We start from the raw sequence: 12,386 nt of genomic DNA on the forward strand, positions 1-12,386 counted from the left end.
CATTTTTTTATGCTTTTCTAAATATTTCCAATATTTTTAAGTTGTTTTTTCTTGCCTTTAAAATCCATGAAATGGAACCTTGTATAAAATATAGACTTCTTGGCCAATTTGGAGTTATATAAATATTTTTATCACTGTTTAAAGTTAAAATATTTCTAGAAAGTCTATTTAGTATTTTTTCTAAGTTTTTGAGTGGTCCTTGTCCAAGTTTTAAATTTTTTAAGTATGGTAACAACTCTCCTGAGCCTATACCAATTCCTTGTCCCCATTTTGCCTTAACTTTTTTACACCAATTTTTCATATGTAAAATTGCTAAGAAATTTTGTTTTCCTTCATAAAATCCATTGTTAACGATACAATAAATTTTAGTTTCAGGTCTTATAGCATTTTCCTTTTCAAATTCTACGAGTAGTTTTAATAAATTAGATGGAATTCCATCAACATATAAAGGAAAAATAAATATTAAAACATCGCTATTATAAATTTCATTTTTCATTTTGTCATTTAATTGGAAATGGATTGAATAATATTTTTTTATGTTATTTTCTTTGAGCAATGGAAAAAGGTAATTTCCTAATATTTCAGAATTACTTTTTATTGTTTTGGGACTTCCGTTTATTATAATAATTTTCATATTTTATAATTCTCCTTTTAGAAATTTTACTTCAAAATGATAAGTACAAGGTTAGACTTATATATATAATCTATTGTTTTGGTATATTTTAATTTAATTTTTTAATGGATTAATCATAATTTTCAAAAAATAAAACTTTAAAATTTTTTACATTTAAATTTATGCTGTTGGCTTTTACTGTTTTTTTCGCAGTTATTTTTTCGCTTCGTGTTAAGTTTTTTCCATAAAAATATACATTTAAATCGAATTTTGTTTTACTTCTTGTAGTATGGTGCATTTCATTATTTTTAAATTTAAAAAATGGAAGCAGATATGGGATTGTTCTATCTAATATATTTTTTACAAAGGGACTGTAAGATCCATAAAAACATTGGCTTATAATAATTACTTTTTCTGCCTTTAAATATAATTTTGATAAATTTTCATATCCATCACGAATTTTACATTTTCCTGGTGTTTTAATCCAACATTCAAAGCATCCCATACAGCTTTTTATTTTTTTATTATTGCTGATTACACATACATCTTTGTCAATTATTATTTTACCTTGATTAATGCTTTTCTTTATTATGTTTATAGATTTTTCTTCTTTTTCAATTTCTGCTTTTAAATTTTCTAATTTTTCATTACTTAAATCATGTATAATTAGTTTCATATTTATCACCTTATTTTAGTTAATTTTAATTTTTTTCTTAGTTTAAATTCTTAAAGGGAAGGTATCATACAGCTTGATTTTATTATTTCTTCTATTTTTTTCTCCCAGTATTCGGAATAGTTTAAATTATTCATAGTTATTATTGTTACTAATCCTTGAACTAATGCCCACATTGCTATGATTTTATCTTGTATATTTTTAGGTGGTATATTGTATTTTTCAAATACTTTGGTTGCTTCAGTTTTTAATATATTAAAAGCATTTTGATTATCGCTTTCTGATTTTGAAAATTCAGATAATAAATCAATTTTCATATTATTTCTTGAAATTATAAAATGATAATACCGAGAATTTTCACAAAAAAAAGTGACGTATTTTTTTCCTAGTTTAACTAGCAATTCTTCTTTATTTTTATACTTTTCTCTTGTTTCATTCAATTCCATAGCTAACATTTTCCAAATATAGTTACTTATAGCTTCAAGCAAATCTTCTTTTTTCTTAAAATATGTATAAGGAGCGGCATTACTTACTCCACACATTTTGGCAACGTATCTTAAAGATAGTTTTTCTTCTCCCATTTCATTTATTATTTCGATTCCTTTTTCGATTAAATCTTCTTTTAAATTACCATGATGGTAGCTCTTTTTTAAATTTTTCATATTTAATAATTTCCTCACTTATAATCTTATTGTTGTAAAGATTATACAATTTAATCTTTACAATGTCAAGTTCGTTTGAAAAATTTTTTTAGATTTAAAGTTAATTCTATAAGTTAGACAGATTTTTTCTTGTTTGATTTTAGCAAAAGTGGTATAATTCTATGAATACAAAATATTGATATATGAATTGAGGTTGTTTTATGTATGATTTTACGGCTTGTATTGTTACATATAATACTGAGCGAAATGAGTTGAAGAAAATTATAGAATGTTTTCAAAAAGTAGAGCTTAGATTTAAACTGTGGATTTCTGATAATTCTGAAAAAGATGACTTAAAAGAATTTATAGAAAAATTTTCAGATGATAGAATTGAGTATATTTTTAATAATTCAAATGATGGATTTGGGAGTGGACATAATGTTGTTGTAAAAAAATTATTAGAAGATGATGTAAAATCTGAATTTCATCTAATGATAAATGCAGATATAGTTTTTGAAAAAAATACAATTGAAAAAATTGTTAGTTATATGAGAAAAAATGCAGATATTGGACAGATTGGTCCAAAGATTTTAGAGCCTAATGGTAGACTTAGTAGATCTTGCAGATTATTTCCGACACCTATAAATTTAATATTTAGAAGGTTTTTACCTGTAAAATCAATTGTTGAAAAACTTGATTATAATTATGAGATGAAATGGTATGATTATGAGAAAGTAATTGATGTTCCGATTTTATCGGGGTGTTTTATTTTTGTAAGAACGGATGCTCTGGAGGAAGTTGGCGGTTTTGATGAGAGATATTTTATGTATATGGAAGATTATGATTTGTGTAGAAGAATTGGGAAAAAATGGAGAACGGTTTTTTATCCTGAAGCAGAAATAATTCATAAGCATGGAAAAGCCTCGTATAAATCACGAAAAATGATGATGTTACATATAAATTCAGCCATAAAATATTTTAATAAATGGGGATGGTTTTTTGATAAAGAAAGAAAAATAAAAAACAAAGAATGTATGAGTAAATATAAAAAATAATTTTATTAAACAAGATTAATTAGAATATTAAAATTTTTTTTAATTTTAAAAAAAAGTAGAAATTATTACTACTAAAATGTTATAATAATGTTAAAATTGTTTTATCATTGTTTTTTTGATGATAAAAATGCAATTACAAAATTTTTAAAAATTAAATGCAGTATTATCTAGAATAGTAAAAAGGCTTTATTTCTTGCTTGAGAGAAAAAATAAGAAAATTAGGCATTAGAAAATATTGTATTTATTGAAAAGTTTAGACTTTTATAAATGATTAAAAAAATATAATAAAAAGGAGAAAAAATATGAAAAAAAAGATTTTTTATAAAGTAGTTTTATTTGTGTTAATGGGAAATATGATGTTTGCTGCAGGTACAAAAACGACTCAAAATATAAATTCTCAGCAAGTTAAAGATGATATAATTCAGGCAAAAGAAAAAATTGAAGATAATATAGACAAAGTTGAAAATACTATAAAAACTAAAAAAGGTAAGCTAAATAAATTCATTTCTAAAATAAAAGGCAAAAGCTGGAAATTAGTTTGGGATGATGAATTTAATGGGGATCGTTTAGATGGTACAAAATGGACTTATTGGGAAAATGGAAATCCTTGGAATTCTGGAAATTATGTTGATGAAAACGGGAAATTTGTGGATCAGTATGGATTTGGTGCGAAGCACTATTATTTAAGGGATAATGTAAAAGTTGAAGATGGGAATCTGGTTATAACATTAAAAAAGGAAAATAATAAAAAAGTAAATGTTGACGGTTCTGAAAGAAAAATTCTTTATAGTTCAGGAGCAATTCATACTAGAAATCTTTATAATGTGAAATACGGTAAAATTGAAATGAGAGCTGCTATGCCTAAAGGGATTGGTACTTGGCCCGCATTTTGGATGTGGCCTGAAGGATATTCTCAAGCTGAAGGGAAACCTGCGAATGGAGAGATTGATATAGTGGAAATTGATGGTGGTGAAATGAATCGTGTTACAGGGACAACTCATGTTCTGAAAAGTGATAATACCTATCAGTCATTTCAAGGTAGCGATTATAAAATAAGTAAATGGTCTAAGGAAAAATTGACAGATTTCAATACTTACGCGGTAGAATGGGATGATAAGGAAATAAAATGGTTATTTAATAATAAAATATACAAAAGATTCACTTATAAAGAATTAGAAAAGAAAGGATTACAAAATCCATTTAATCAACCATATTTTATAATGATAAATGTAGCTTTGAATAAGAAAACTGGAGAAGATGGAGATGTAGATTTTCCAACAGAAATGAGAGTTGACTATGTAAGAGTTTATCAAAAACAATAAAAGATAATTTCAAGATTAATATTTTTTAACAAGGGGTTTTAACCCCTTGTTTATGGATTTTATCATATATAATTTTTTTGTAAAAATAATTAAGTCTATATCAAATTCTATTTAAGAAATAGGATTTTTTTATTGAAAATAATTTTTATTTTTATCGAATTTTTGTTGAACTTTATCTTTTTCAGAAATTGTCAATTCACTGGGATTTATTCCAAATTCTTCAAATTTCCAGTCAATACCTATTATTTCATCACTCCATAAAATTCCGCTATCATACTCAGGGGCATATAAATCTGTGCATTTATAAGTGAATTCTGTTTCATCTTCAAGTGTTAAAAAACCATGTGCAAAGCCTTCGGGAATGTAAAACATTAGCTTATTTTCAGAAGATAATTTTACTGCGTACCATTTTCCAAAAGTTTCGCTGCCCTTTCTTAAATCAACTGCCACATCATACACGCTTCCTTTTATTACACGAACTAATTTTCCTTGAGTGTGCTTTGTCTGGAAGTGAAGTCCACGTAAAACGCCTTTTTTGGATTTTGAATGGTTGTCTTGGACGAAGTTCATTGTAAGTCCTAATTCTTCAAAGGATTTTTGATTGTAAGTTTCCAAGAAAAATCCTCTTTCATCTCCAAAAACTTTTGGCTCAATTACTGCTAAGCCTTTTATTGGGGTTTCTTTTATTGTAAAATTATTCATTGATTTGCTCCTTTTTTTATAATTTTAGTCATTTGTAAAAGTCTAAAAATCCGATAAGTATTATATTTTTTATGTTTAATTTTATCGTTTTATTTCGTTTCTTGAGAAGGAGAATCCTGGCTCCTTGTGATTTGTTATCCAATCTTTATTGTTTTTACTTTTACAATTGTCTATTATGAATTTAATTATTTATTTCCATACATTTCTTCATAATATTTTTGATAATCTCCTGAAATTACTTCGTTTACCCAGTCTTGATGCTCCAAGTACCATTTTATGGTTTTTCTGATACCTGTTTCAAAGTCTGTTTCTGGATACCATCCCAAATCCCTTGCGATTTTTGAAGGGTCAATGGCATATCTCATATCGTGTCCAAGCCGATCTTGAACATAAGTAATCAAATCATAATTTATATTTTTCAAGTCAGTTTTTAGAACTTTTTTGTATTCGTCATTATTTTCAATTTCTTCTCTTAAAATATCAATAACTAATTTTACAATATTAATATTTTGCTCTTCGTTAAAGCCTCCAATATTGTAAATTTCGTAAATATCAGCATTTCTTAAAACTAGGTCGATTCCTTTACAGTGATCTTCCACATAAAGCCAATCCCTTACGTTGTCTCCTTTTCCGTAAACTGGTAACTTTTTACCTTCCAGAACGTTTTTTATCATAAGTGGAATTAATTTTTCTGGAAAGTGGTAAGGACCGTAGTTATTTGAACATCTTGTGATATTTATTGGCATTTTGTAAGTTTCACCGTAGGCGATTACAATGTGATCTGCACTTGCTTTGGAAGCTGAATATGGGCTTCTTGGATCAAGGGCAGTTTTTTCTGTGAAGAATTTTTTACCATAAGTTTTTAAGTTTGTTCTGTTTTTTACAACTTTTTTCACTTCTTCATCGTCAATTACTAGATCAATTGCTGTATCATAATCTTTTGATAAACTTCCATAAACTTCATCAGTTGAAACTTGCAGATATTTTACGCCGTCTTTGTAAATTGGGTAGCCATTTTCATCTTTTGCAACAGTCCATGCTTTTTTAGCATTTTCCAAAAGATTTTGCGTACCAAGAATATTTGTTTCTAAAAAAATTTGTGGATTTTCGATGGAACGATCCACATGCGATTCTGCTGCAAAATTTACAACAAAATCCACTTCGTTTTCAGAAAAAATTCTAGCAATTTCCTTTTGATCACGAATATCAACCTTTTCAAATTTTACTCTTTCATCTTTAATTTCCTTTGCAATCGTTCCTAAATTTCCTGCATAAGTAAGCACATCAACTACAATTACTTTAATATCGTCATTTTTATATTTATTTAAAATATATTTTAAATAATTAGAGCCAATAAAGCCAGCAGCACCTGTCACTAAATATGTTTTCATATTCTCCTCCTAATCAATTTTTGAAAATTATAATTTTTTTATTTATCATCACCATATAAATTATACAATGTTTTTTTGATTTTTTCCAATAGAAATTGATAAGATTTTATTATAAAAATATTCTTGACATAATTAAAAAAGATTATATAATAGTAGTAAGAAGTATTTTAATGAAAATCTAATTTTTTTAAAATCGTTAAAGGATGTGGATGAAATGCGTGTAATTATCCTAAAAAATTCTGATGAAGTAGCAAGATGGAGTGCTTATCAGATAGCTAAGAAAATATTAAAATTTAAGCCTACAAAAGAAAAGCCTTTTGTATTGGGCCTTCCTACTGGTTCTACGCCACTTGCAACTTATCAGGAATTGATAAATTTGTATAATGAAGGGATATTGTCATTTGAAAATATTGTAACTTTTAATATGGATGAATATGTGGGATTAAAACCTGAAGATCCACAAAGTTACCACTATTTTATGGATGAGAACTTTTTTAAGCATATTAATATAAAAAAAGAAAATATAAATATTCTGGATGGATGTGCTGACGATCTGGAAAAGGAATGTCATGATTATGAAGAAAAAATAAAAGAAGCTGGTGGGATTCAGCTGTTCTTAGGCGGAGTTGGAGAAGATGGGCATATTGCATTCAATGAGCCTGGTTCGTCGCTTTCTTCGCATACACGTGACAAGGATCTAACTTATGATACAATCTTGGCAAATTCCAGATTTTTTGACAATGATATTGAAAAAGTTCCAAAGTCAGCCTTGACAATCGGCGTAGGAACGCTTATGGACTCAAAAGAGGTCATGATTCTTGCAAATGGTTATAAAAAAGCTCGTGCAGTTTATCATGGTGTAGAAGCCGGAGTAAATCATCTTTGGACAATTTCAGCTTTACAGCTGCATAGAAGGGCTGTGCTGGTAATCGATGAAATGGCGGCTTCGGATATAAAGGTTAAGACTTATAGGTATTTTAAGGAAATTGAAGCTAAGAATCTGGATTTGGAAAAGTATAAAAAATATTTAATAGAATTGGCAAAATAAGTTTTATTAATTTTCTTTAATGAATTATTGTTAATAAATGTTTTTCTATAGGTTTTATGTTTTTTCTTTTTTTTCAAAGCAAGGGAAATTAATTGCCATTTTCCTTGCATCTCTGGCTTGTCTAAGCATTTTTTGAAACAAAATTGAAATTCGCTTTTTGATAATAGTTATTTTATCTGTTTAAATAATTATAGTTTAAAGGTTATTAAAAAGTTCAAACAGTCAATTTTATTCCAAAAAAATCACGACATTTTTAATTTAACTATAATAGTTATTTTAAAAACATACTAAGTAGAATGAGAAAAAAACAGCTATTAACTAAAATATTCTAAAATAAAAACAAAGAAAGGAACTATTGTTAAGATGATTATAAAAAATGCAAAGATATTTGATGGGGAGAAGTTTATTGGGGAAAATACAGTTTTTTTAGAAGGGGAATTTATAAAAAAGATAGCGGATTTTTCTTTGATTGATAAGAAAGAATTAGAAAATCAGGAAATTATTGATGTTGAGGGAATGATTTTGTCACCTGGGTTTATTGATTTGCAGATTAATGGATGTGGGGGAGTGCTGTTTAATGATGATATTTCTAGGGAAGCGTTGGAAATAATGAATGAAACTAATAAAAGATATGGGTGTACTTCGTTTTTGCCTACGCTCATAACTTCTCCAGATGAGAAAATAGAAAAGGCCCTTGAGCTTATGAAGAAAATGAAGGATAAAGAAGAAATTGGAGTTTTAGGGCTTCATATTGAAGGACCTTATATAAGTGTAGAAAAAAAAGGGATTCATCGTTCTGAATATATAAGAATTTTGTCAGATGAAATGATTGAGAAAATAGCTAAGGCAGGACCAAAAGTTACTAGAATAATAACGATAGCACCAGAAAAGGCTAAAATTCAGCATTTGGAACAATTGAGAAATGCACAGATTAATGTGGCTGTTGGGCATACGAATGCGACTTATGAGGAATGTATGGAAAAGAAGGAATACTATAACTGTGGAACTCATTTGTATAATGCAATGAGAGGACTGGATTCAAGAGAGCCTGGAGTTGTTGGATTTTTATTTAATAACAATACTGCAAATTGTGGGATAATAGCTGATGGGCTTCATATAGATTTTGCTTCTGTGGAAATTGCTAAGAAAATAATGAAAGACAGACTTTATCTTGTGACAGATGCGGTTAGTCCTGCTGGAACTGACAATATGACCGAATTTATGTTTGAAGGGAACAGAGTTTTGTATAGGGACGGAAAATGTATTTCTCCAGAAGGAACTTTGGGGGGATCTTCGCTTGTTATGATAAAAGGAGTGCAAAATCTAGTGGAAAAAGTTCATATTTCGCTTGAGGAAGCACTTAGAATGGCAACTTCTTATCCTGCTGAAGCAGTGGCTATTGATGAAAAATATGGATTTATAAAAGAGGGCTATTTGGCAGATTTGACATATTTTGATGAAAAATTTAATGTGAAAGGGACAATAAGTAAGGGAAAATTGACAAAATATTAAAGGTATTTGTACAATAAAATTTTAAATTTTAGGAAAAGTTTTTTGAAATTGTAAAATATAAGTGGAAAAAATTTGAAAAAAAGTTTGTTTTTTGTTATACTTTAAGTTGTAAAATAGTTTTTGTAAAGCTATTTCAAAATCGAAATATTAAATTAAAATTGTAAAGGTTTATTTTTGTTCGGTTTTAAAGTTACATTACTATGTATAAAAAGATGGAGGTTTTTTGACTTTCAAAAAATCTAAGAAATAAAATATGTATATTAAGGAGACAAAAAAGAATGAAATTGAATTTTAATTATCAATTTGCAAAAAAATTTTTTAACGAAAGTGAATTAAAACAAATTAAGCCTTATGTAGAATTGGCAAATGAAGTATTGACTTCAAAAACTGGAGCAGGAAATGGTTTTTTAGGATGGCTTGACTTACCTGAAAATTACGATAAGAATGAATTTGAAAGAATAAAAAAAGCAGCTGAAAAAATTAAAAGTGATTCAGAAGTTTTGGTTGTAATTGGAATTGGTGGATCGTATTTGGGAGCAAAGGCTGCAATCGAATTTTTATCACACAGCTTTTACAACAACTTGCCAAAAGATAAAAGAAAGACACCTGAAATTTATTTTGCAGGAACAAATATGAGTGGTGTTTATTTACAACACTTAATCGAGGTAGTTGGAGATAGAGACTTTTCAGTAAATGTAATTTCAAAATCTGGAACTACAACTGAACCTGCAATTGCATTTAGAGAATTTAAAAAAATTCTTGAAAAAAAATACGGAAAAGAAGAAGCTGCAAAAAGAATTTATGCTACAACTGATAAAAAACGTGGGGCATTAAAAACACTTGCCACAGCTGAAGGATATGAAACTTTCGTTGTACCTGACAATGTTGGAGGAAGATTTTCAGTATTAACTGCAGTAGGACTTTTACCAATTGCAGCTGCTGGAATTGATATTGATGATTTGATGGCTGGAGCAAAAGATGCAATGAATGATTTTGCAAACAAGAATATCGAAGAAAATCAAGTTTTACAATATGCAGCCATTAGAAACATTTTAAATAGAAAAGGAAAAGAACTAGAATTAATGGTAAATTATGAACCAAGAGTTCATTATTTGGCAGAATGGTGGAAACAATTGTTTGGGGAATCTGAAGGAAAGGAAGGAAAAGGTTTGTATCCGACTTCAGCAGATTTTTCAGCAGATTTGCATTCATTAGGACAATATATTCAAGAAGGAAAAAGATTATTCTTTGAAACAGTAATTTCTATTGGAAAGCCTGAAGTGGAATTTACAATTGAAAGTGATAAGGATAATCTTGATGGATTAAACTTTCTTGCAGGGAAAACGTTGGATTATGTAAATAAAAGAGCTGCCGATGGAGTAATTTTGGCACATGTTGATGGAAAAGTTCCTAATCTTGAAATAAATATTCCCAAAGCAACTCCTTATCATTTGGGATATACATTCTATTTCTTTGAAAAGGCATGTGGAGTAAGCGGATACCTTTTAGGTGTAAATCCATTTGATCAACCAGGAGTTGAGGCATATAAGAAAAATATGTTTGCATTGTTAGGAAAACCTGGATATGAAGAAGCAGGAAAAGAACTGGAAAAAAGATTAAACGAAGTTAAATAATAAAATTTTTGATAGTCAAAAGTTTATTTATTGCTTAACGAAGAAGCCAAAGAAAAGTTTGCTCTTATTAAGTGAGAGCAGTTTATTGAAATTAATATAAATTAAAAAATGATTTAGTTTGGAAAGAAGGTGGCTGATTTGGGATATTTTTTCAAGTCGCCATCTTTTGTTGTGTATTTTGTGAAAAAATGTATTCCAAGATCTCAAACAGTTATTTTTTCTTTAACAAAATTTTACTTGATAATTTTTTATTAAAAATGTTATGATTAATTAAAAATGTTTAGAAAAGTAGGAAGTATAACTAAAAAAACTAAAATAAAATTTATGTATTGAATAATTTGATATAATTAAATATATTCCATCTTTTTTAGATATAGAAAGGACGTAAGATGACAAAGGAAAATTTGTGGAAAAGTTATACAGATATTCAAAAAAAAGTAATATTTGAATTTGCTGAAGATTATAAAAAATATTTGAATTTGGCAAAGACTGAACGGGAATTTGTAGATTTGACAGAAAAAGAGCTTATAAAAAATGGATTTGTTAATCTCAATGAAAAAAAAGAATTGAAAAAGGGAGATAAAATCTATTTTAATAACAGAAATAAAAATATTATTGCAGTAATTGTTGGAAATGATATAAAAAATGGAATTAATATGATTGTTTCTCATGTTGATTCTCCAAGACTGGACTTAAAGCCTAATCCGATAATGGAAGATGAGGAATTTGCCCTATTAAATACACATTATTATGGTGGAATTAAAAAATATCAGTGGGCAGCTACTCCGCTAGCATTGCATGGTGTTGTTTTTTTGAAAAATGGAGAAAAAGTTACACTTTCAATTGGTGAAAGAGATGATGAACCTGTGTTTAGTGTACCTGATATATTGCCACATCTGTCATATAATGTGCAAGATGATAGAAAGGCAAGAGATGTAATAAAAGGTGAAGAGCTAAAATTGTTGTTTGGAAATATGCCTTTAGATGATAAAAATATAAATAAAAAAATAAAACAATTTGTACTGGATAAGTTGGAAAAAGATTACGGAATAGAAGAAGATGACTTTTTTACAGCAGAGATGGAAATCGTGCCTGCAGGAAAACTTAGAGATGTTGGTCTTGACCAAAGCATGATCGGAGGGTATGGACAAGATGATAGAATTTGTGCGTATACATCACTTAGAGCTTTGCTTGAAATAAAGGAAACCGAAAAAACTATTATGATTTATTTGACAGATAAAGAAGAAATTGGAAGTGAAGGTTCAACAAGCTTGAAATCAACATTGCCTGAGTATATTGTTGGGAAGTTGCTTTCACTTTCAGAAAAAAACTATAATGATCAGATGTTAAGAGAAACTTTGTGGAATTCTAAAGCATTGTCATCAGATGTAACAGCGGCACTAAATCCTGTATTTAAATCTGCTCATGATCTTGAAAATGTAGCACGGCTATCGTATGGGCTAGCATTTGCAAAATATACTGGAAGCCGTGGAAAATCTATGGCAAATGATGCCGATGCTGAATTTATTCAGGAAATAAGACAAATTTTTGATAAAAATGAAATTAAATATCAGTCAGGCGGATTTGGAAAAGTAGATGAAGGTGGAGGAGGAACTGTTGCAAAATTTTTGGCTTATTATGGGATAAGAACAATAGATGCAGGTCCTGCACTTTTATCAATGCATTCTTTATTTGAAATTTCATCAAAAGCGGATTTATATGAAACATATAGGGCATATAAAGTATTTTTTGAACTAAATTAATTAGACAGTTGTGAAAGTAAAGACTATAAAAA

11 protein-coding genes are annotated in these 12,386 nt (G+C 28.3%); 6 read left to right on the plus strand and 5 right to left on the minus strand.

Annotated elements, in window-relative coordinates; translation table 11 throughout:
- Positions 1–7: 7 nt before the first annotated feature.
- The 3 genes from ACO409_RS05030 to ACO409_RS05040 all read right to left on the minus strand — a co-directional run bounded on the left by ACO409_RS05030 (position 8) and on the right by ACO409_RS05040 (position 1,948).
- A complete protein-coding gene (locus ACO409_RS05030; protein WP_485555424.1) occupies positions 8–634 on the minus strand; it encodes an NADPH-dependent FMN reductase family protein in 627 nt (208 codons plus the stop codon).
- Between the two features lie 109 nt (positions 635–743).
- On the minus strand, positions 744–1,289 hold the full coding sequence (locus ACO409_RS05035) for an NAD(P)H-dependent oxidoreductase (RefSeq protein ID WP_315048616.1): 546 nt from the start codon (positions 1,287–1,289) through the stop codon (positions 744–746).
- A 50-nt stretch (positions 1,290–1,339) separates the two neighbouring features.
- On the minus strand, positions 1,340–1,948 hold the full coding sequence (locus ACO409_RS05040) for a TetR family transcriptional regulator (RefSeq protein WP_315048614.1): 609 nt from the start codon (positions 1,946–1,948) through the stop codon (positions 1,340–1,342).
- A 200-nt stretch (positions 1,949–2,148) separates the two neighbouring features.
- Between ACO409_RS05040 and ACO409_RS05045 the strand changes: the two genes are divergently transcribed.
- A complete protein-coding gene (locus ACO409_RS05045; RefSeq protein ID WP_485555427.1) occupies positions 2,149–2,982 on the plus strand; it encodes a glycosyltransferase family 2 protein in 834 nt (277 codons plus the stop codon).
- Between the two features lie 302 nt (positions 2,983–3,284).
- Positions 3,285–4,304 carry a glycoside hydrolase family 16 protein gene (locus tag ACO409_RS05050; RefSeq protein ID WP_485555429.1) on the plus strand — a complete coding sequence of 340 codons (1,020 nt, stop codon included), beginning with the start codon at positions 3,285–3,287 and terminating at the stop codon, positions 4,302–4,304.
- Between the two features lie 129 nt (positions 4,305–4,433).
- On the opposite strand, the gene rfbC is transcribed toward ACO409_RS05050, so the two are convergent.
- Both rfbC and ACO409_RS05060 read right to left on the minus strand, forming a co-directional pair.
- Entirely contained in the window at positions 4,434–5,006 is a 573-nt protein-coding gene (gene rfbC / locus ACO409_RS05055) for a dTDP-4-dehydrorhamnose 3,5-epimerase (protein ID WP_485555431.1), read from the minus strand.
- A 185-nt stretch (positions 5,007–5,191) separates the two neighbouring features.
- Entirely contained in the window at positions 5,192–6,397 is a 1,206-nt protein-coding gene (locus ACO409_RS05060; RefSeq protein WP_485555433.1) for a dTDP-glucose 4,6-dehydratase, read from the minus strand.
- A 214-nt stretch (positions 6,398–6,611) separates the two neighbouring features.
- Here ACO409_RS05060 and nagB point away from each other — a divergent pair, with 214 nt between their 5' ends.
- From nagB to ACO409_RS05080, 4 genes are all read left to right on the plus strand, one after another.
- A complete protein-coding gene (gene nagB, locus ACO409_RS05065; protein ID WP_485555435.1) occupies positions 6,612–7,445 on the plus strand; it encodes a glucosamine-6-phosphate deaminase in 834 nt (277 codons plus the stop codon).
- Positions 7,446–7,808: 363 nt separating this feature from the next.
- Positions 7,809–8,957 (plus strand): N-acetylglucosamine-6-phosphate deacetylase, encoded by a 1,149-nt coding sequence (gene nagA, locus ACO409_RS05070; protein WP_485555437.1) that lies wholly within the window; start codon positions 7,809–7,811, stop codon positions 8,955–8,957.
- Between the two features lie 278 nt (positions 8,958–9,235).
- On the plus strand, positions 9,236–10,591 hold the full coding sequence (locus ACO409_RS05075; protein WP_485555439.1) for a glucose-6-phosphate isomerase: 1,356 nt from the start codon (positions 9,236–9,238) through the stop codon (positions 10,589–10,591).
- 389 nt (positions 10,592–10,980) lie between these two features.
- Positions 10,981–12,354 carry an aminopeptidase gene (locus ACO409_RS05080; RefSeq protein ID WP_485555441.1) on the plus strand — a complete coding sequence of 458 codons (1,374 nt, stop codon included), beginning with the start codon at positions 10,981–10,983 and terminating at the stop codon, positions 12,352–12,354.
- Positions 12,355–12,386 lie beyond the last annotated feature (32 nt).

The sequence above is a fragment of the Leptotrichia sp. genome (genome assembly GCF_057270615.1).

Coding starts and splice junctions, on each gene's coding strand:
- ACO409_RS05080 (WP_485555441.1), top strand. CDS start 10,981: ATGACAAAGGAAAATTTGTGGAAAAGTTATACAGATATTCAAAAAAAA.
- nagB (WP_485555435.1), top strand. CDS start 6,612: ATGCGTGTAATTATCCTAAAAAATTCTGATGAAGTAGCAAGATGGAGT.
- ACO409_RS05035 (WP_315048616.1), bottom strand. CDS start 1,289: ATGAAACTAATTATACATGATTTAAGTAATGAAAAATTAGAAAATTTA.
- ACO409_RS05030 (WP_485555424.1), bottom strand. CDS start 634: ATGAAAATTATTATAATAAACGGAAGTCCCAAAACAATAAAAAGTAAT.
- ACO409_RS05040 (WP_315048614.1), bottom strand. CDS start 1,948: ATGAAAAATTTAAAAAAGAGCTACCATCATGGTAATTTAAAAGAAGAT.
- ACO409_RS05060 (WP_485555433.1), bottom strand. CDS start 6,397: ATGAAAACATATTTAGTGACAGGTGCTGCTGGCTTTATTGGCTCTAAT.
- nagA (WP_485555437.1), top strand. CDS start 7,809: ATGATTATAAAAAATGCAAAGATATTTGATGGGGAGAAGTTTATTGGG.
- ACO409_RS05050 (WP_485555429.1), top strand. CDS start 3,285: ATGAAAAAAAAGATTTTTTATAAAGTAGTTTTATTTGTGTTAATGGGA.
- ACO409_RS05075 (WP_485555439.1), top strand. CDS start 9,236: ATGAAATTGAATTTTAATTATCAATTTGCAAAAAAATTTTTTAACGAA.
- ACO409_RS05045 (WP_485555427.1), top strand. CDS start 2,149: ATGTATGATTTTACGGCTTGTATTGTTACATATAATACTGAGCGAAAT.
- rfbC (WP_485555431.1), bottom strand. CDS start 5,006: ATGAATAATTTTACAATAAAAGAAACCCCAATAAAAGGCTTAGCAGTA.